Annotated in this window: 10 protein-coding genes; 6 read left to right on the forward strand and 4 right to left on the reverse strand. The window is 70.2% G+C overall.

From position 1 onward, the window contains the following. Nucleotides 1–67: 67 nt before the first annotated feature. A complete protein-coding gene (locus AC1REK_RS23115; protein ID WP_327521089.1) occupies nt 68–1,864 on the forward strand; it encodes a hypothetical protein in 1,797 nt (598 codons plus the stop codon). Nucleotides 1,865–1,872: 8 nt separating this feature from the next. Here the strand turns inward: AC1REK_RS23115 and AC1REK_RS23120 are convergent, their stop codons facing one another. Beyond that, the gene (locus AC1REK_RS23120; RefSeq protein WP_492269783.1) at nt 1,873–2,463 is read right to left on the reverse strand and encodes a hypothetical protein; all 591 of its coding nucleotides are present in this window, start codon (nt 2,461–2,463) and stop codon (nt 1,873–1,875) included. Nucleotides 2,464–2,720: 257 nt separating this feature from the next. On the opposite strand from AC1REK_RS23120, the gene AC1REK_RS23125 reads away from it, so the two are divergent. From AC1REK_RS23125 to AC1REK_RS23145, 5 genes are all read left to right on the forward strand, one after another. Then, complete coding sequence (locus AC1REK_RS23125) at nt 2,721–5,108, forward strand: hypothetical protein (RefSeq protein WP_492269782.1); 2,388 nt, start codon at nt 2,721–2,723, stop codon at nt 5,106–5,108. Continuing rightward, nucleotides 5,105–8,644 (forward strand): hypothetical protein, encoded by a 3,540-nt coding sequence (locus AC1REK_RS23130; protein WP_492269781.1) that lies wholly within the window; start codon nt 5,105–5,107, stop codon nt 8,642–8,644. The genes AC1REK_RS23125 and AC1REK_RS23130 overlap by 4 nt, the downstream gene beginning before the upstream one ends. A 142-nt stretch (nt 8,645–8,786) precedes the next feature. Continuing rightward, nucleotides 8,787–10,277, forward strand: a complete 1,491-nt coding sequence (locus AC1REK_RS23135; RefSeq protein ID WP_316018824.1) for a hypothetical protein — start codon at nt 8,787–8,789, stop codon at nt 10,275–10,277. Further along, nucleotides 10,274–12,931: a penicillin-binding transpeptidase domain-containing protein gene (locus AC1REK_RS23140; RefSeq protein ID WP_492269780.1), complete on the forward strand. Its 2,658-nt coding sequence runs from the start codon at nt 10,274–10,276 to the stop codon at nt 12,929–12,931. The genes AC1REK_RS23135 and AC1REK_RS23140 overlap by 4 nt, the downstream gene beginning before the upstream one ends. Next, nucleotides 12,928–15,966, forward strand: coding sequence for a hypothetical protein (locus AC1REK_RS23145; RefSeq protein ID WP_492269779.1), 3,039 nt, complete (start codon nt 12,928–12,930; stop codon nt 15,964–15,966). The genes AC1REK_RS23140 and AC1REK_RS23145 overlap by 4 nt, the downstream gene beginning before the upstream one ends. 331 nt (nt 15,967–16,297) lie before the next feature. On the opposite strand, the gene AC1REK_RS23150 is transcribed toward AC1REK_RS23145, so the two are convergent. The 3 genes from AC1REK_RS23150 to AC1REK_RS23160 form a co-directional block, all read right to left on the reverse strand. After that, nucleotides 16,298–17,794, reverse strand: coding sequence for a hypothetical protein (locus tag AC1REK_RS23150; protein WP_492269778.1), 1,497 nt, complete (start codon nt 17,792–17,794; stop codon nt 16,298–16,300). A gap of 75 nt (nt 17,795–17,869) precedes the next feature. Next, a complete protein-coding gene (locus AC1REK_RS23155; RefSeq protein WP_316018828.1) occupies nt 17,870–18,427 on the reverse strand; it encodes a hypothetical protein in 558 nt (185 codons plus the stop codon). Next, complete coding sequence (locus tag AC1REK_RS23160; protein ID WP_327521082.1) at nt 18,424–19,977, reverse strand: hypothetical protein; 1,554 nt, start codon at nt 19,975–19,977, stop codon at nt 18,424–18,426. The genes AC1REK_RS23155 and AC1REK_RS23160 overlap by 4 nt, the downstream gene beginning before the upstream one ends. Nucleotides 19,978–20,169: the final 192 nt, after the last annotated feature.

Below are 20,169 nucleotides of genomic sequence, written 5' to 3' on the forward strand. Positions count from 1 at the left end.
CCTCGCGCGGGAGGGCCCCATGGGGACAGGGATGACGGGCAGAGCGTTGCCGAAGTTGGCGAGCTGGATGGCGACGGTTTGGCTGGCAGCCGCGTCACCGACCGTGACGGCGGCGCAGACTCAGACCTTCCCGGGATACAATCCGCAGGACCCGATCGGTTCGGCCGCGCAGGCCTTGTGGCAGCGCATCGAGAAGCAATGCGGGCCACTGCGGCTTCCGGTCCGGATCGGCACCGCCTCGCGCCCGCAGCCGGAGAACGCCTTTTCCCGGGACCAGGGCAACAATGTGATGCAGCAGGTCCATGCCGCGTTCTCGCGCCTGGACGGCGTCCGGATGGCGCCTTTCCTCGACATCGGCCCGGTCCTGAACATCAACGACACCGGCATCCTCGACAGCGCGCTCGCGGGCAACGCCAAGGAACAGCTCAGCAAGATCGAGATCGAGATCCGGGCCACCGGCCAGCGCATCGGCCCCTCGACGCGGCTTTTGCTGTCGGCGCACGGCTGGAACGGCTATGAGAGCTGCTCGCCGAGCCTCGACCCGTTCACCGTCTCCGAAGAGTTCATCGGCGAGATCTATCGCCGGACCGAGAACATCTTCGACGAGGTCGCGGAAGCGATCTGGGAGCAGTCGACAGAGACCTCCAACACCCTGGCGCTGTCAGCCCACATGCTGAACGGCGCCCCGGTCAATCCGGGCTGGCTCGAGTTCTTCTCCGACCGTATGCGCCGGGCGCTGAGCAAGCAGGCCGACGAGGAGAAGAAGTCGCGCATCCGTGCGCCGCGCCACGTCTCCTTCGCCATGCTGCACGACCCTTCCTCGGACGAGGCGCGGCGCTGGAGCGCTTCGGTCTCTGTCGAGCAGCGGCACAACGGCTTCCGCATCGCCGTCAGCGCCAACCGCAAGGACACGACCCCGGTGTTCAGCGGCGGCCTCGTCGCCTTCGACGACCTGCCGACCGCGACGCAGTGGGCGGCGCTCGGCTCCTCGCGCAACCAGAATGCCGTCTCGGCGCCGCGCCTGAGCGAAACGCCGCTGCGCATCGACGGGCGGGTCGAGGGCGGGCGTGGCCTGCAGCAGTACGCCTTCTCGATCGCCCGCGAATCCTATGTCGAGGTCGATATCCCGCTGCCGAGCCTGCGCGGCCCCGGCAAGCTGCTCGTCGAGGTCTTCGCGCCGGGCCACCCGCCGCTGCGGACGATCCACATCGCCAATCCGAGCCGGCCTAATCTGCGCCGCTACCGACTCGGGGCGGGTCAGTACACCATCCGCGTCGCCAATACCGGTCCGAGCCGACAGGAATACCAGCTGCGTGCCCGCGCGGTCGACACCAGCGACATGCTGCTGCCGGAAGCGCCGGGCCGCCTGATCCGTCGCTTCCAGAACTGGTATGCGAGCGTCGTCGAGGATGCGGCCACCGGCAAGCGCACCTGCTATGCCTACACCGCCGCCGCCGAAGCCGGGCCGACCAACTGGCGCGAGCAGGCGCCCTTCATCCTGCTCTCGGCCGAGAGCGAGGGCAGCGGCGCGATCCAGCACCTGCTCGACGACAAGCGCTACTACCGCCCCGGCGCGCCGATCGAGGCTTCGGTGACCGAAGGCGGCGATGTGCGCCCGCTCAACGCCAGCGCGCCCGGCAACTTCATCCGCCCGATGAAGGAGGGCTCCAACGGCCAGCCGATCCTCGATATGGACGCGGTCGCCGGCTACAACAAAGGCACGACCCTCGAACTCAACGGCACCACCCCCGACGGCAGGCCCGCCCATGTGGTCTATTCGCTGCAGGGCTACCGCGCCGCCGTCAACGCCATGTCGCTCGAATGCGGCCGCCGCGACCTCGCCAACGCCCTCGTCTGGAAGTAGCCGTCGGCTCAGGCGAGCGCCAGCGCCACGCGCGCCGGCGACTCGGCCGGGCCGGGCTCGAACCGGATCAGGCCGCGCCGGATCCCGGCGCCGGATTCGCGCAGGACTGCGGCGAGCGAGCGGGCGGAGCGCTCGAACACGCCGAGCATCGATTCCACGAGGCGCGGATCGCTCCAGATCTCCGAAGCGCGCCTGCCGAAGGGCGCAAGGAAGGGCTCGATGCCGCTCCAGGCCAGGATCGTCTCGCGCGGCCTTGCGGCGCCTTCGCCGGCACCGAGCAGGATGCGCTCGATGATCGGCGCCCAGACGCCATCATCATAGCGGCCGATGGGCAGCAGGATGACGAGGCGGTCCGCCCCCTCGAGCGCCGCACGCGCTTCGGAGCCGACCTGCGCTGGCTCGCGGAACAGGCGGGGCAACAGGCGTGGCGCGAGGAAACTCGCCTTTGTCTCTTGGGCGTCCTCGGAATCGTCGAGACCGGTCAGGATGAGACGGCGCCGGACGACCTCGTCGCCCGTCGGCGCGTCCGTGGGAGAAACGCCCCACTGCGCGGGCAAGGCTGCGGGCAAGGCCGCGAAACAAACCGGCTCTGCCGCCATGAAACCGCTCTCCGTTCTCTACGCCTGTCGACATGTCCGGCCCGGACGAGCAGGACGAGGCAAGCCCATCCCGCAAAGTCGCACGTCCAACTCGGCAAGATTAGGGCGGGACCACTCGACCTCGCAAGCGACAGCATCCGCCAGCAACACGGAAGCTTCGCCGCCTGTCATGCCGCAACGTCTTGCAAGACGACGGACCATCGCGCAAGGTCCGCCACCGACATCCTCCCGCGCCAGTCTTTCCGGAGCCAGCCCCCGTGCATCTTTCCGTGGCGCCCGTCGCCATCATCTGGGACGGCTCACGTCATGTCGCCGCGGTCTGGAGCGAAAGCGCCCGCGCCCGCTTCCTTGCGGCTGAAGAGACAGGCAGCCGCATCACGCTGATTGCGGCCGGCGACGGCGAAGACGCGCCGCTCTCAGGCAAGCTGCCGCCCGGCAGCCGCGTGCTTCATGCCGTCACCGTCCCGACCGAAGGCGAGAGCCGCGTCGTGGCGATCCAGCTCGACGAGCGCCTGACGCCGGACCAGGCCGACGCGCAGGGCACCGGCCTCGCTTTGCTGCGAGCGAGTTCCAGTGACACCGCCGGCAGCTTGGCGATCGAGCGCCACTCCCTCGCTGAGCGGCCGCAGGACGCGCCGGAGACGCTCATTGCCAGTGGCCTGAACCAGGTCGCCGAAACCGGAGCGGGGACTTTACGCCTGCTCGCCGGCCCGTTCATGCACCCGGCGGATGAGCGCGCCACACTGACCCGCGTCACCGCCATCCGCAACGACGGGCTGGCGCTCGATTTCAGCGGCGAAGGCAGCGGCGGCGGCGTTCTGGTCGCGCATCTGCCGGCCGCAATGCGGCAAGCCCGACAGGCACTGGCGCAGCTAGATCAGGACCTGCGGCTCGCCGTCGAGGAGGAACTCGACGCGCTGGGCGCGACGCCCGCCGACTTGCGCGATACCGACGCCACCGGCCTCAACCGCGTCGCCGCCTTGCGGCGCGGCTTTCGCCTGCTGCGGCCGATCGCCAATGCGGACGGGTCCTGCCGCCTGAGCCTTCCCGATTGGCTCGAAGAGGACGAGGTCCTGGTCTTCGCCGAACCACGCCGCCAGCTCGTCTGGATCGGCGCCGGCGAGGCGGCAAACGGCGCACCGATGACCATCCGTTGGCAGGACGGAGAGCTCGGCGCGGTTTCGCACCGCGAAACCTATGCCGCTTCGGTCTCGACCGGGCTCACGCTGGGCGGTGGCACCGGCCAGGCCCTCGTCGTAGCGACGCCCGGCGCAGCAGCCCCTCTGCGCGACGATCTCGCGCTCGCCGCCGGCCGGCTGGCCGACGGCCTCTGGCAGGCCACGCCGGCACGAACCGCCCAGCTGAGCCTGATCCTGGCGGAGATCGCGGCGGCACGAGCACAGGCGCCGGCCGATGCGGGCCCCTTCGCCCGGATCGACGCGCGCGCCAAAGCACCGGAGGCCGGCAGCAACCTGCTGGAGGCGGCAGCGGCCTTGACGGGCCTCGATCCGTCGCGGGCCGACGAGCTCGGCGAGCGCACGCTAGGCGAGCAGATCGCCATGCTGCTCTGGGCCGTGGAGCAGCCGAGGGTCGCGGCGCGCGCCTGTGCGGTGCGCATGCTCCTGCCCGCGCCCGGGCCCGAGAACCCGCCGGCGGAGACCGAACGCCTGCTCGGCTGGTACGAGGAGCCGGTGTTGCCGCAGCTCCTCGGTCGCGAAGCGATGACGCTGGCAGGCCAGGACCGTCGAGCAATGCGCCTTCTGCACGACATCGCGGCCTGCGCGCACCAGAGCTGGCTGGATACGAATGTCGTCGCCGAGGTCGAGCAGACGATCGCCGAGGCCCGCAAGCGCCGCGGCCAGCGCCCGCTGAGCAATCTCGACGGCCTTCTCCTTGAACTGCGCCGCAGAGCGCAACGCCGCCCTCTGGCCGCACCGGCACTCGAGGAAGTCGCGCGCCGGCGCAGCGAACTCATCGAGGCTGGCGCGCAATCGGGCCAGTCTTCCGCGCTGCTGGCGGAGCTGGGCAAACGGCTGGGCGAGCTGACGCCCGGCGAGATCATGCTGCTGCACGAGCATTTCGCCGGGCTGCGCCGCGAGGCGGCGCAGAGTGCCTCGGCGGGCGCGCTGATCGTCGCCTGGGAGAAGGTGGCCGGCCTCGCGGGACTCGCCGCGCGCAATGACCGTGCCGGCGATGCCCTGCGCGGCGCCTCGCGCCTCGCAGCCACGACCCAGGGCTTCGTGGCGACGATCGACGCCGTGGAAGGCCTGACGCCGGCGCTCGGCGCGATCGAGGCGCAGATCGGTCAGGTTCTCGGCCAGGAGGATGCCGCGGCCCCGCACGCGCTGGGTCTGCGTCGGGTCCTGGGCGGCTATGGCCGTCTGCTGCTGGCCGATCTCGCCTTGCGCGAGGCCGATGCCGCCTTCGCCGGCACGCCCTTCGCGGCCAAGGCACTCGCCGATACCGGCGATCCAGGATTCGGCGCCGCCTATCGGCGGCTGCGCGCCGGAACGAGCGACACGCTCGCCCGCTATCTCGCCGGGGCGGCAGCCGTCTCGGGCGTCGACCACGAATGGGGCGCCGCGCTCGGCCGCGCCACAACGCATGAGCCGGCGCCGACCGGAGCCGGAAGAGAGAACGGATGAGCGTCGCGTCCTGCTATAATCTCGAGACCCGGCTCGCGAGCTTCAGCGCCACCATCGCGCTCGACCGCAGCGAAGGCCTGATCGACATCCTCGCCTTCGAAGCGCCCGAGGACATGGTCAAGGCGGTCACGGTCTCGCTGATCTCGCACGCTCCCAGCCTGCCGAGCGGCATCGACATCGGCTGGCTGCAGGGTGGCGCGCTGCTCGACAAGGCGGCAGTGCGTGCCGGCGAGCGTCTGATGCTCGGCCTGCGGCGCGAGGCGGTGATGCGCGCCGTCGCGGCCCACCGCCAGCAGGCCGATATCGAGAGCGATGCCAGTCTCGAGATCGCCTTCTCGACCATCGTCGAAACGCCCGGTGGCGCCCGCGCCTCGCCGCGCCGCGTCGTCAAGATCGCGGTGCTGGCCGGCGCCTCGCAGCCGGAATGGCGGATCGAGCCGGTCGAGATCGACCTCGATTCGCTCGCCACCGGCAAGACGCTCGGCGTCAGCCAGATCGCCATCGACATCCCCAAGGACATCGTGCTGGAGGGCAGGCGCGGCCTGACCATCGAGGCGAGCTGCTTCGGCCTGAAGGCGCAGAACCTGTCGCTCGCCATCGCCGCACCGATGGACCACTCGGTCTCGCTGCGACGCTACCCCGACGCCGGCGCCAGCACCTGCCGGCACCTGCTCTGGCTGGCCGACGCACCGGCGCTGGCCGGGCAGGAGGTCAGGCTCGACGTGACGCTGACGCGCGACGCCGTGCTCGATTTCGTCGACGAGACGATCCAGGCCAATCCAAAGGCGGCGTTGCAGGTTCGCCTGACCGCCAAGCTCGGCGGCTGGGTCGCGCAGGACGGCTCGGGCCATGACCCCGACGGGCCTGCGAGGCCCTGGTCGAGCGCGCTTGAGGCGCGCTCGGTGCCGATCCGCAGCCAGAACCGTGGCGATGTCGCCCTGACGATCGCCGGTGCGCATCTCAGCTGCCCGCTCGGCACGACGTCCGATCTCGTGATCGAAGGCGGCCTCAACGCCGAGGTCGACCCCGACGACGAGACCTCGATCGTGCGCTGCGACGGGCTGGTGATCGACCTCAGGCGCTGGCCGCTGACCCGCACAGCACCGCTTAGCGTCGAGGTGGTCAGCCGGATGGGCGACAACGAGGTCGCGGAGGCTACGACGCCTTTCCCGCTCGAGATCGTCCGCGAGGGCGATTTCGGCCGGCGCGGCCGCGCCGTCGTGCCGATGCAGAATTTGACCACCACGCTCTCGCGCGCCGTCCGGACCAGCGGCCCCAATGTCCTGCGCGGGCCGATCACGGTCGAGCTCACCATCGCGGCCGGTGATGATGGCGGGCAGCCGCTGGTGCGCGCGAGCCTTCCGGTGCGCTACAGCCGCCGCGTCCACAGGCTGCCGATCTGCATCGACCTCGGCGCCTCCGCGACCTCGATCTGGTCGGGAGCGCCGCGTGCCGCCGGCCGCGCCACCGAGATCAGGCCACTGGCGCTGGGCTCCTGGCTGGCGCGGCATGTCGATCCGCGCCATGGCGAGGCGGCCTTGCAGGACGCCGGCGCCGCGCCGTTGATCCCGAGCCATGTCGGCCTCGATTCCGGCAATAACTTACGTGCCGACCATGCTCCGCACGCTTTGCCCGACCTCTCCTTGATCGGCTCCGATCGGGCAACCGTGGCGCGGCGCCTCAAGGCCTTTTCGCGCCGCTACGACGTCTCCGCGCCGGCGCCGCCGGCGCAGGGAGGGCTGCCGGAGGGCGGAAAGCGGGTCGACTCGCTGAAGCATGCCCTGACCTCCGGCGCCGTCTCGTTGACGCTGCCCGAGCAGGTCCATCGCTACGACGCGGCGGCGGAGCGGGTCGTAGCCACCAATACGGTCGAGATCGCGCCGCTCGTCGCCGACGTGCTCGACGAGCTGGTCGACCTCTATGTGCTGCGCCTCGGCGAGGACCGGTTGCGGGTCGAGGACCATGCCCCGGCGCCGATCGTGCCGCGCATCCTGATCTCCTGCCCGAGTGGCATCGGCGACGAGATCGCCTCTCGCTACCGGGCGGCGCTCGAACTGTTCTCGCAGCGGCTGGAGCGGCTCTTTCCGGGAGCCACGAGCTTTGCGGACGCAGCCGTCACCGTGCCCGAGGCGGTCGCGGCGGCGCGCTATGTCGCGAGCCTGCCCGAGGTCCGCGCCGCGGTGCCGGACCAGGGCGAGGCGCTGCTTGTCACGCTCGACATCGGCGGCGGCACCAGCGACGTCGCGCTCGCGCGCCTACGTCGAGACGGCGACCGGCTGACCAACCAGACGCTCGCGACCTTCGGCCTGCCGGTCGGCGGTGACATGATGGACGAGGCGCTGGCCGAGGCGGCCGCCTTGCTGATCGACAAGGCGATGGAGGGCCAAGAGGCGCATTGGCAGCCGGCCTTCGCCGAGGCCTCTCTGGCGCGCGCCGTACAGCGCCAGGACGCGGCGGCGCTCGCCGCCAAAGCCTGGCTGCGCAATGCCGTCAAACGGGCCAAGGCGAACCTCGCCGCGCGGCTCACGGCCAAATCGGAGGCCGCCCGGGCGCCCTATCGCTGGAATCCCGAGGCGCCGGATGAGAGCCTCGACCTCGTGCTCGCTGAATTGCGGGGCGATGGCGAGGCCGCCGGCCTGTTCGTCGCGCAAGGCGAGCCGGCTCTGGCCGAGGCGGAGCTGCCGTCCGGCCTGCGCCTTGCGCTCGACCCCACCGACCGCGCGGGGACGCGACGCCTCATCCTGAAGCTGCCGCGCACGGCTCTCGAAAAAGGTGCCGGCGCAGCGTCCGAACGTCTCAACGAAATCGCCGCCGTGCTCGGCGGTATGCTGCCGCGCATGGCGCGCGCCGCCGGCCCGAATCCGCAGCAGCGGCCGACCGTGGTGATGGTGCCGACCGGCCGCGCCGCGCTCTGGCCCCCGATCTTCGAGGCCATTGCGCAGGAATCGAAGGCGAGTCACGCTGCCCTGCCGTTCGAGCGCCCGTTCTCGCCGGCAGCGATGAAGAAGGCGGTGATCGCCGGTGCCGCGATCCTCGGCATCGAGGGCGACATGGCCGGCAGCGCCGTGCTGCACAAGAATCCGCTCGGCATCGCCGCCATGGCGGTGCAGATGCGCGACCTCGGCGCCACCGGCCTGCGCACCGAATTCGCCGCCGAGCGCATCCATTATCTCGGCTACGACATGGGCTCGGGCGACCGGCTCCATGCCGAGCATGACGAGATCGCCCCCAGCCTCGGCGGACGGGCCAATCTCGGCCGGCGCTTCCAGTTCGTGCGGACGATCCCCGGGCTCGACCCGCAGGGCAAGGCCTTGTCGCGCCTGCGGCCGCTGCTCGCCGGGCAGGACCCGATGGTGCTGCTCGAGGGCGATTCGATCGTCGAAGCGCATCGCGAGGGGCTGGACGGGTTCGGCACCTGCGAGATCGTCTCCGAGGTGCTGTCGCCGACCAGCCGGAAGGTCACCGTGCTCGCCGCCAATGAAGGCTGGGAAGCCTGCTGGCGGATCGAGCACGACCGCGTCTCGCGCATCTACTGAGACGGGGACGATCGTGACGCTCCCCGCTGCGAAAACCGCTCTGACGGCAGCAAGGACGAGCTGGCCTCGCTCCCGCGCTGCGCTTTCACCCGTTTCCAGTCTTCTCCGCCCTGCCTTTCCCGACGCCAAGTGAGCTGACGCCATGGCCCTGCCCGACCTGATGGACCTGGTGATGCATGATCCCCGCAGGCTGACCTGCCTGCGCGCGGTCGCCGGCGAGCCGGGCGAGGCGATGCCGGGCATCGAGAACCTCTGGCGCAAGCCGGTCTTCGCCCTGACCCAGGCGGGACAGCCGACCAAGGATGCGCGCCTCTCGCTGGAAGACCTGATCGATCGCAATCGCGGCATCGCTCTGATCGACGGCGGCAGCGGGCCGCAGCCGATCGACATCCCCTTCACCTCGATCGTGGTGCTCACCGCCGAAGCCTTGCCCGGCGCACAGGAACTCGGCCGGTTCCTCGCCGACCGGATCGAGCAGCGCTTCCGCGACGTGATCGACCCCGATATCGGCGTCACCATCCATGTCGAGCAGAGCATGCACGCAGCGGCCCCGGTCGCAGTCTATTTCGGCCATGGCGTGCACGCGCCGCCGCAGGGCGGGCTGCTCCCGCATGGCGAAGTGATCATCAAGCAGAACGCCGATATCGCCATCGGCCAGCCGATCATCGGCGCCAACACCGCCGGCGGGCTCTATCCCGGCCAGTCGCGCTTCGCCTTCTCGCGCAGCGAGATGCTGACCCCGGCCGTCCATCCCGACCTGCCGGCCGGGACGATCTTCTTCCTCGGCCGCTACCCGGTCGATTCCTCGGCGCGCGAGGCCGGCGGCCTGCCGCTGCTCACCGCCCTGCCCCAAACGCCGGAGGCACGGGCACAGGCGATCCAGGTCGAGACGCTGGCGACGCCGATGCAGGGCGGCATCGATGCCCGCTTCGAGATTCTCGGCATCCGCCCGCAGACCGGCCGCGTCTCGCTCGGCATGGTCGACGTCATCCTCGACCGCCGGCCCTGCCGCCTGCACCAGCAGCCGCCCAGGGGCCCGCACCTTGCCGTGCTCGGCCTCGCCATCCCCGAGAATTTCGGCGGCCGGCGCATGGCGCGCTACTGGGTCGAGCGCAGCCATGGCGGGCGACTGATGTCCTCGGCGATGCTCGCGCCGCGCGACAGCATCGTGGTGCAGGGGCGCGACGCGCGCCGCTATGACCGCCGCGAGCTGCGCTACAGCCGCGCCGGCGGCGAGTTCCGGGCCGAGAGCATCGGCTTCGACAATCGCCGCCGCTCGGTGCTGATGCTGGAGGAAGGCGAGCTCGGCTATATCGCGCTACCGCGCGAGCAGACCGCGATCGCCTTCGGCCCCGACCAGTCCTCGCGCGGCTATGGCAGCTTCGACTGGCTCGGCGAAGCCGTGCGGGTGCAATTCGGCTCCGGCGTGGTCGAGCGCCTCGACAATCTCTATGATCACAACCCGGTCGGCTTCATCGCCGCCGTGCCGGGGGGCGTTGCGGTACAATCGGCCGGCGACATCTGGATCCTCGGCGACCGCAAGGCGCAGCCGGCCGGCACCTGCACCATCCCCGCCAACGGCCCCTTCGTGCTCGGGCCGCTTGTCGTGGAGCTTCGGGGGGCGACGCCATGAGCCATCCGCTCTTCCGCGGCCTCAAGCGCAGCCTGGTCGCACTCGCCGTCGGGCTCGTCACCATCGCCGGCTTCCTCTGGCTCTCAGGCGGGCTGATCGGCGAGCTCGCCGCCAGCCGGGCCTGGATCAAGCAGCCCGACTTCACCGAAACCAGCCGCTCGAACGAGGACCTGTTCGCGCAGGCAGTATCGACCGGGCTGATCTGGCTCGACCCGGCCGGACCGACCATCCGCTCGCAGCCCTGCGAAGCGCTGTACGACCCGTCGCTCACCCTGCCGACGCCGCAGGGCACCAAGGAATTCTCGCGCACCCTGCTCGACCGGCTCTGCAACCTGCCGGCCGGCCAGCAGATCCGCTCCGAGATGCTGGCCTGGAACAACTCCTTCCTGATCGCCGCCGCCCGCGACGACCGCGCGCCCGACCGACGCTGCGCCGACGGCACGCCGCTGAGCCTGCCGGTGGTGCCGGCCGGCTGCCGGCCCTCGAGCTGGACGGCCCGCGTCGCCCAGACCACCGATCTCGCCGCACCGCTCAACGTGATGCCGAATGCGGTGCCGCCGCCGCGCGACTTCTCCGATTTCGCCACCCGCCGCGCCAACCAGCTCTCGGACTGGGCGCTGTTCGGCCCCCTGCGCGAGCGCGACGACCGGCTCGCGCTCTCCTCTCGCCTGCCGGCGGGCAGCCGACGCATCACCGTCGACATGATCCTGGAGCCGAGCCGCATCGTCGTCGGCAATGAGCGGGCCAATCTCGACCCCAAGCGCGACCAGCAGACCGTGCGCCTCGCCGGGATGAGCATCGCCGCCGAGCGCATCTGCTCCGACAGCGACGAATTCGCGACCTGCGTCGAGGAGGCGGCGCAGGGCCTGCCGCATGGCTGGCGCTTCACCATCACCGGCCAGCGCCGGCGCGAGACCGAGATCACGGTCGAAGGTTCGCCGGTGCGCGCCGTGCCGCCGCGGGCCCGCGAGATCCTCGGCGGCACCGGGGTGCAGGCCGAAGACGGCAAGGTCAAGCTCTGGCGCTCCTCACATATCGAGGCCGATTGCGAGCGCGCCAAGGCCAAGCTGGTCTGCGAGCTCGGCTGGCGCGGCGCCGTAACCCAGAGGCGCAGCGGCGCCGGCCGGGCGCTCGCCTTCGCCGACGGCACGCCGGCGCTCGACGCCAATGGCGTGCCGCTGCCGATCGTCGACGAGCTCGGCCTGACCGCGATGATCGGCTATGGCGCCGGTGATGTCGGCTCGCTCTCGGCCGCGCTCGGCCGGGCCCGGACCCGCGAGAACCTCGTCCTGACCATCGAGCCGCGCCTGCAAAAGCTGGTGCAGGAAGCGGTCTACACGCAGATGGGCGAGCGCATCGCCCGCGGCAAGCGCCCGCGCAAGCCCGGCCCGCTGCCGGTCAACCTCGCGCCCGAGCAGGAGCCGCCGGACCAGGGCGATGGCCGCGCCGTCGTGCTGCTGATGGATGCCGGCGACGAGCCCGGCGCCGTGCTCGGCATGGCGAGCTGGCCGGATTTCGTGCCGGGCATGCATAGCTGGGACATCCAGGCGCTTTCGACCGGCCGCGATAGCGATAGCCCACTCGCCGGCCATGGCTGGCGCGCCGGCGACGTCCACACCATGCCGGGCTCGACCTTCAAGCTGGTCACCGGCCTTGCCGGCATCCTCGCCCTGAAGGAGCAACCGCGCCTCGCCGACATCATCATGGGCCGGACCCCGCCGGCGCAGCAGGCGCAGATCTTCGGCATCCCCGGGGGCGGAACGCTCAACGTCGACGGCGTGCAGATCGCCAACTATGGCGGCGCGGGCTTCAATGTCGGAATCCTGGCGCCATCGCAGACCGGTTGCCCCGACGGCGGACGCGGCGCGCAAATCGGCTTCTGCGAGGCCCTGATCAAGTCGTCGAACCTGTGGTTCGCTGGCGTGGCGCTGACCATGGACGGCAGTAAGGTCGGCGGCAGGCCGAGCACGGTCCCGGCCCGCACCGGCACGGTTCTCGCCCGCATGACCGAGCACCTCTACCCGATCACCCAACCCGGTCAGCTCGCCCAGCCCGGCGTCGACCTGACCCGCGGCATCGTGCCGGGCGCGCAGCGCCTGACGGGCGAGGCGCTCGACCTCGCCGTCGAGGACAAGCGCAACGCCCGCCGCATCGACCTCGTGACAAACTCCTACGGCCAGGGCGTGCGTGCGACACCGATCGCCATGGCCTCGATCTACGGCTCGCTCGGCGCCCGCAAGGTGATCCGCCCGCGCGTGCTCAAGCCGGTCGGCGACGTCGCCGAGACGCCGCAGCCGAACGAGGGCGAGCCGGTGATCCCCGGCATGGACCCGCGCCAGGCCGAACCCTTCCTCGATGGTGCCCAGCGCGGCCTGTTCGGCGTGGTCAACTCGCCGGGCGGCACCGCCGCCGGCGTGATGGCGAGCCTGCCGCCCGATATTAGGCGCCGCATCTTTGGCAAGACCGGCACCGCCGACACCACCGACGGCATGAACTCGGCCTGGTTCGCCGGCTGGATGAACGATGTCGCCGGCAGGAAGCGCGTCGCCTTCACCTGCCTGGTCTCGCATACGCGGGAAACCGGCGGACGCGCCTGCGGCCGGCTGATGGCCGGGCTGCTCGGCAAGGTCGCCGCGCTCGGAGACAAGAAGTGAGCGAGACGACCGCACTGCGCCAGCTCTTCGGCCGCTGGCTCCAACTCCGCCCTTTCCGCCTGCCGCGCATCCGCCTCGGCTCCACCGGCGGCGCGGTGACCGGCCTCGTCCTGCTCGCCGCCTGCTTCGCCGTGCTCGGCTTCTGGTGGCACAACACCAGCTACCTGATCGAGACGGCGCGGCCGGTTGTCAGCCTCGAGCGGCTCGATCTTGCTCTGGCGCGCGGCGAAACCGTCGCGATCGGCCGGCGCGAGCTGCTGCAGCCGCAGCGCTTCGATTCCGCCGAGACGCGCCATGTCGCCTTCACCCGCCTGCCCGACGGGCGGGTCAATATCCGCAATGTCGCCAACAGCCGGCGGCTCTGGCTCGACTATGCCAACGGCTCGGGCAGCTTCTCGTCGCGCTGGCGTTTCCAGCCCGGCGACCGCATCGCCGCCGGGGCGCTGGCGATCACCGTCGACGAGGCCAGCCCGGGCAACCTGCAGCTGACCCTGACGGAGGCCGGCAAGCCTGGCCCCGGCCGCAAGCTGACGGTGCAGCGCACCGGCCCGGTCTCGACCTTGCGGCTCGACGGCAATGCCCTGCCGGTCTGCCAGCCGCGCAGCACCGCCGACCGCATCCGCGAGGTCGTCACCGGCATGATCGCCACCGACGAGCGCGGCGAGGACCGCATCGTCCAGATCGGCGGACGCCTGACCTGCACGGTGAGGGAGGAGGCGCATGTCGCCGCCGGCGCCCTGCCCTTCAAGGCGCTGACCATCGTGGCGCGTGGCGGCGGCTTCTTCCTGGCGCCGGGCGACGCCGTCGATGCCCCGCGCCCGCCGGTGGTCTTCGCCCGCGGCAACCAGCGCGTCACCGATTTCGGCGACATCGCCTGGGAGCTCGATCCCGAGGGGCCGGCCCGGCTCAGCCATCTGATCATCGGGCGTACGCGCTATGCGGTCGATATCGGGGAGGAAGCCGGCGGGCGCCTGCCGCTACGGCTGACCCCGCTCAGCAAGACCCACCGCTTCGACCCCGCAGATGCCGAGCAATTGCGCGAGGCCTCGACAACGGAAAGCGTCAGGCCGGTGATCACACCGCCGCGTCAGCCCATGTCCGGTGCGGAGATCGGTAATCCGCTGAGTTCGCTCAACGGCGTCGAGCGGATCGTGCGCCTTGTGCTGACGCTGGGCCTCGCCGCCTTCGGCATCCTGTCGGCGATGCATCAGGCCAGCGCCTTCCGCCGTAGCGCCATCCTGGTCAGGCTGGTCGGCGCGCTCGGCGCCACCGGCTTCATCGCCGCGACGACGATGCTGGTGCTCGCGCCGGAATTGTCGCGGCTCGGCGGTGCCTCGATCTCTTATGAAGGCGCGCTGCACGCCACCATCCTGGCTTATGCCATCGCCTGCCTGCTGCTGATGGTCGGGCCGCGCTTCACCACGCCGATGCGCGTCGCCTGGCTCGGCCTGCTCGGCCTGTGCTGCCTCGGCAGCCTGACCTTGCTGGCGCTCGGCATCGACGCCGAGAAGACCGATTTCACCATCCATGCCGAGAAGAACAAGCTCTTGTTCTTCGACCTGATCCCGGTCGTCGCGGTCGTCGTCGCCCTGCAGCCGCAGCGCGCCATCGCCGCCCTGCCGCGCTCCTTCTTCATGGGCGTCGGCTTCAAGGACCAGCTGCTGCGCGCGATTCCGGCCTTCCTGATCCTGGTCGCCTTCGTCGCCTGGGGCGTGCTCGGCACCGAAACCGGCGTCGCCGGCTTCCAGCCGGTCGAGCTCGGCAAGATCGCGCTCGTACTGGTGCTGGCGCATATCTTCCTCGGCTTCTCGCGGATCGACTTCTTCTACAACCAGCGCCACTACATCTCCTGGCTCGGCGTCAGCCTTGCAACGGTGCTGGTCTTCATCCTGTTCCTGACCGCGATCCCGTTCCTGAAGAGCGACTACTCACCGGCACTGATCATCATCATCACCACGGTGGTGCTCGCCTTCGCCTTCCTGCTGCCGAGTACGCTGAAGCGCCTGTTCGAGATCACCCGCGTCTTCCTGCGCCGGGCCGATGCGCCGCAGCGCAAGGTCCGCAAGCTCGGCTGGCCGCGCGGTGGTGTGCTGGCGCTGGTGCTTGTCATCCTGCTCGGCATCAACGCGGCGCTGATCTACGCCTTCCCGGGCCTCGTCACCTATGCGATCTCCGGCCAGTGGAACCTGCCGAAGGAGCGGCTGGCGGCGATCGACGTGCTCGAGAAGGCCCGCGGCGGCGCCTTCCGCGTCCCTGCCGAACGCCTCCTGACCTGGTACGATCTCGACCACGCCAAGCTGCGCAGCGCCGCTGCCGGCGAGACCCGCAATCCCGACGTGATCCATCGCGATCTCGGCTTCCAGCTGCTGCAGTCGAAGGTGGCGCTCGCCGAGATGCCCTGCACGCTGGCGCGGCTCGATCTCGGCCTCGACAAGACGCCGCCGGAAGTTCGCCGGGCGCTCGACGAGCTGCCGCCCTCGCCGGTCTCGCTCTGCGCCATGCTGCCGGGCGCGCGCGCGACGCCGATCGCCGAGCGCAAGAGCGAGATCGTCGACGAGACGGCGAGCCGCTTCGCCGTCAGCGACCTCGTGCGCGTGCCGGTGGTCCAGAACGACTTCATCGCCACCTTCATGATGGTCCGTTTCGGCCTGCCTGCCGGCCTTGCCTTGCTGGCGGCGCAGGTCGTCACCGCCTTCGGCCTGCTGACGCTCGCCGTCGGATTGATGCGCGAGCGTGCCATGGGCTCGGCTCAGGAAGGCGCCAACAAGGGCATGGCGATCATCCTGGTCGGCATCGTCACCATCTTCGCGCTGCACTGGAGCATTTCCTGGGGCAACGCCCTCGGCCTGCTGCCGGTGATGGGCCAGCCGATGACCTTCATCGCGGCCGCGACCTCGCATCACATGCTGATGGCGCTACCTTCGATCGCGATCGCGCTGATCGCCGGGCGCCTCGCCGCGATCCGCCAGCTCTCGCCGACGAGCGACCCGCCGCCCTGGGGCCTGTGGCGCGGGCTGACGCGGGCGGGGCTGTAACGCCCCCCTTACGCCATCGCTCCGGCTGGAGCGGTTGGCCGCGGCAGCGATTTGCGCGAGATGAGGTGACCGGCGGCGCTCGGATGACGCGGCTCGCAGATGCCCGGGCCGGGTGCGGGCATCGTGAACCGGACCGGCTCGTGGCAACGGCCCGAAAAGTGGAATCTGCTCTTCGGAAAACTCGAATGCGAGAGTTCGCCGTGACCGCGTCAGAACGGAGGCGCGGCGCCTAGAGCATTTCCGCCATTCCACGAATAGCGGAAATGCTCTAATCTTTTGTTTTATCGCACTTTCCTCACGCGAACGGGTACCCGCTTCGCCTGAAAATGCTCTAGCGTCGCTTGATCTCGATGGCGAGCGGCTTCGGCTCCTCGATCCGGATGACCGGGAAGGCCGTGATGCCGCTGCGGATCGCCGTGGGGTTGAAGACGAGGCGCGTGGCGCTCGATTTCGAGGCGACAACGGCAGGGCCGGTACCGGGCTGGAACTTGCCCTTGGCGGGCGCCACCGGCTCCAGCGCCAGGCCACAAATCTCCTGGCCATCGATCTGGATGCTGGCCGCCTCGGCGACCTCGACCGCGCTCTCGCTATAGCGCGGGCTCAGTTCGTAGATCTGCGCATCGCAGCTGCTGCCGGACGGTGGCGACAGCATCACCAGCCGCGCCAGCGCCGGCCCGGAGGCGGCGGCCGGCGCGTTGTTCTGAACCGCTGCGCTCTGCTGCTGTGCAGGCTGCGACTGGGGCTGGCTCGGCCTGCTCTGCCCGCTCGCGCCGGTCGAAGGGGTCGACAGGGTCAGGGTCGGCGGCCCCTGATCGGACCCACGCGGCCCGGGATCGCGCAGCGCATACCAGGCCGCGCCGGCACCGCCAGCAAGCAGGACCACGGCCGCGGCTGCGATGACGGGCAGGCGCGACGAGGAAGGCCGCGAGGCTTCCTCACCAAGCACCGAACGCCGCGAGCGTGGCGCCATATCCGCCATGGGAGGTGCTTCATCGGCCGGTCGCGGCTGAGCGATCGTCTGCGGCGGCGGCTCGGCTGCGCGCGCGGGCTGCGGCTCGGGGGGCTGCGGCTCGGGGGGCTGCTCTGCCGGCTCGGGCTTGAATGGCTTCAGGGCCATCGAGGCGGAGACCGGGGCCGTGGGCCTTTCCGGCTCCGGTGCCGCCATCTGCGGCTGGAACGAGCCCGAGCGCAGATAAAGCTCGATCGGGGCGACGATGTCGGCAAGCGAAGCGACGATCGCGATGTGATGCGGCTGGTTGCCGAGGATCTTGCCGAGGATGCCGGCGGCACGCTCGGCCTCGTCGCCATGCGGCACCAGCGCGAGAACCGGGGTCGCACCATGCTCGGCATCGGCGAATAGGTGCCGAGAGCGGTCGATCTTCGTGGTGAGATGGTATTCCTGCTGGGTGACCCGCGCCTCGGCGGCGGTGTCGGCGACGGAGAGGTCGATCGCGCCGGTGCCCCAGATCAGCAACCTGGCTTCGGACGCCTTGTGCGTCACCGCCTCGCCATGGGCGAGCGCGCAATGCGCGGCCAGCGTCGGCACCATCCAGCTCTTGCCCTGATCGATCGCACCAGACGCGGCAAGGCGATAGCTGCCGCCATCGGGCAGGCCGAGAATCTGGCGTAGCGGCTCACCGGGGCGCAGCAGATTGCTGTACTGCGTGCTCCAGGGCTCGCACACTTCCGAACTCTCGGTCGCGAGCACGACCCGCGAGACCGGCACGCGAGCCGACCAGGCGAGCTTCTTCAGGACGATGGGCTGGTCGGTGGTGGGCACGACGACGAAGACGCCGGAACGCCTGACGTTCTGTTCTCCTGAAGCCATTTCCCTCTCTCGCCAGACTCTGCCGCTGCGGAAGCCAAGCCGTCCTCGCCGCCTCCAAGCGGCGTATACTTGACGTTACAGCAGATAAACACCCGCGAGCGGGTTGGCGAGCATCAATCGCAGCAGATCGCGCTCGGCGTCCTGGCGCGGCAGATCGATGACGATGTGCTTGTCGACCGGCGCCGGCAGAGACAGGCGGACAACGCCCTCGATCGAGACCACTTCGATCATGGTCGGGGCCGGCACCGAGTCCGACAGGCACTGGATGACGAGCGCCGGCGGGGCGTCGTCCTCCTCGATCACGTCGAGCTCGAAGGAACCGATGCGCCGGTGCGTCGCGCTGCTGTCATAGGCGGCGGCGGCGAGCTCGCTGCGCGCCACCGCCTGGAAGGACAGCAGTCGGCGATAGAGCCTTGCCGCCTCGGGATCGGTGCGGATGGCGCGCTCGGCGGCGAAATTCACAGGATCGCCCTGAACCCGGCGGGCATGGGCCCAGAGATCGGCACGGCTGATGCTCGCAGCCGCAGTCTCCTCCGCCTCGGTACTCGCAAGCGCGGCCAGAACCAGCCGGGCGGCGGCACGTCCGATGCGCGGATCTTCCTCGCTCGGACCCTGGGTAGCGAAATCTGTCATGGCCGTTTCACCCGCCCCTGATAGCGCTGCGAAAACACTTCGGTGAAGCGCGCCTCGTCGAGTGCGGCCTGGGCAGCCAGGTCCGCGGATTCTCCGAAGCGCCTTTGTTGCCTGACGATCCGCTGCAGGGCTCCTGCAACGGTTCTCAGTGCTCCCCCATGCCTTGCGAAGATCAGTGCCAGTTTCGCATCGTCGATCCGGAAACTGGCGCGATCATGGCGCCAGCGCCGCAGAACCTTCTGTCCCTCGGCCAGGACCGCCGCATTGGCGGGGCCTTCCAGCGCCTCAAGCGCGACGCCGATCAGCAGCAATTCGTCGAAGCGCTTGCCGAGCGCGCCCAACGCCTGGGCGATGCCGGGATAGTCGAACGGGTCGGGAGTCTGGTCGACCTGCCCGCGATTGGAGCCTGCGACGCGGCGGCTGGCCTCGACCAGCCGGTTCTCCCAGGGCGCCACCGCCCGCGAGCGCGCCAGCGTCAACGGCTGCTCATGGGCGATCGGCAGCAAAGCGAGCGCCCGGCCGACGGATTCACGTTCCTCCTTGTTGAGGAATTTCGGATCGGCAGGCAGGCGCATCAGCGCGGCGTAGACACGCTCGCGCACCACGCCGTCCTCATCCTCCTCCTCGGGCTCGTCGTCGTCCTCCTCGTCAATATCCTCGGGCTCGAGCTCGCCGAGGACCGCCTGGTGGTCGAGCCAGGCGATCAGCGCTTCCTCCGGGTTCTCGGAGGGCTGGCGCGCCATCAGGCTGTCCATCGAGGCCGGCGCCATGAAGTCGCGGCGACCGACACTGGAACGCTCCTCGCGGATCAGCGCGCTGAAGCGCTCGGCGAAGCGCGCAAAGCTCCAGGTCTCGCCGTGCAGCAAGGCGAAGCTCCAGAGCGAGACGAGGTCGTCGGGATCGAATTCGCGCTGGCGCTCGCGCCGGCCGCTGGCGTTGAGGAAAGCCTCGCGCTGGCGGATCAGATCGGCGAAGGCGAGCAGCGGCAGATGCCGCCTGCGCCACGCCCGCATGAAGCGCGCCGGCTCCTGCACCGCCCGCTTCAGCCCGTCCTCGTCGAAGACCGCGAGGGCGAAGACCGCGTCGAGCGCGCTGCGCAGCGCCGCGAGCCCCCCCTCCGAACGATCATCCGCCTCGGCCGCGAACAGAAAGTCCGCCAGCCCCAGCGCCCGCCGCACCCGGCTCCAGGAGAAGGAGCGGGTCTTGCCGGCGCCGTAGGACAGGACGACCTCGGCGGCGGAGGCCTCGATCGAGGCGCCGGCCAGCTCGGCGCCGACGGGCTTCTCCTGCCGCAGCGGCCGGAGCAGGATGCCGCTCTCGTCCAGCAGGCAGCCGATCGCTGCGTCGCGTGCCGGCATGCGCGGCCCGGCGGTCAATGCCCCCAGTGCGAACAGCACCTGTAGCATGTCCCAGAGCGGCAGGTCGGCATTTTCCGAGCCGCCACCAGTGATCGCAAGAACGAACTTCTCAGTGTCCCGGGCGGAGAAACGGCGCGAAGAGGCAATGGTGCCGATCTCCGCGACCCGTGCCGGGTCGATGCCCCAATCCATTTGCAAATTGCCCGCATCCAGCATCGGACACGATCATCAGGAGCGGAAACCCAGCCCTTCCGCCTGCGCCGTCCACAATGCTAATTTCTGCCACATTTAAAATAACAAGCCACCCGGCACCTGTCGACCGGGTGGCATCTTCGTATAGCCGCGCCGGCAATAATGGTTACCCGGCCGCTATTTTCAGTCAAA

The organism is Allobosea sp. GW823-FHT02B03 (assembly GCF_058797755.1).

Bases quoted from the DNA above. Each gene is read 5' to 3' on its own strand.
- AC1REK_RS23115 (WP_327521089.1), top strand. From the start codon at position 68: ATGGCGACGGTTTGGCTGGCAGCCGCGTCACCGACCGTGACGGCGGCG.
- AC1REK_RS23120 (WP_492269783.1), bottom strand. From the start codon at position 2,463: ATGGCGGCAGAGCCGGTTTGTTTCGCGGCCTTGCCCGCAGCCTTGCCC.
- AC1REK_RS23130 (WP_492269781.1), top strand. From the start codon at position 5,105: ATGAGCGTCGCGTCCTGCTATAATCTCGAGACCCGGCTCGCGAGCTTC.
- AC1REK_RS23135 (WP_316018824.1), top strand. From the start codon at position 8,787: ATGGCCCTGCCCGACCTGATGGACCTGGTGATGCATGATCCCCGCAGG.
- AC1REK_RS23140 (WP_492269780.1), top strand. From the start codon at position 10,274: ATGAGCCATCCGCTCTTCCGCGGCCTCAAGCGCAGCCTGGTCGCACTC.
- AC1REK_RS23150 (WP_492269778.1), bottom strand. From the start codon at position 17,794: ATGGCTTCAGGAGAACAGAACGTCAGGCGTTCCGGCGTCTTCGTCGTC.
- AC1REK_RS23155 (WP_316018828.1), bottom strand. From the start codon at position 18,427: ATGACAGATTTCGCTACCCAGGGTCCGAGCGAGGAAGATCCGCGCATC.
- AC1REK_RS23160 (WP_327521082.1), bottom strand. From the start codon at position 19,977: ATGGATTGGGGCATCGACCCGGCACGGGTCGCGGAGATCGGCACCATT.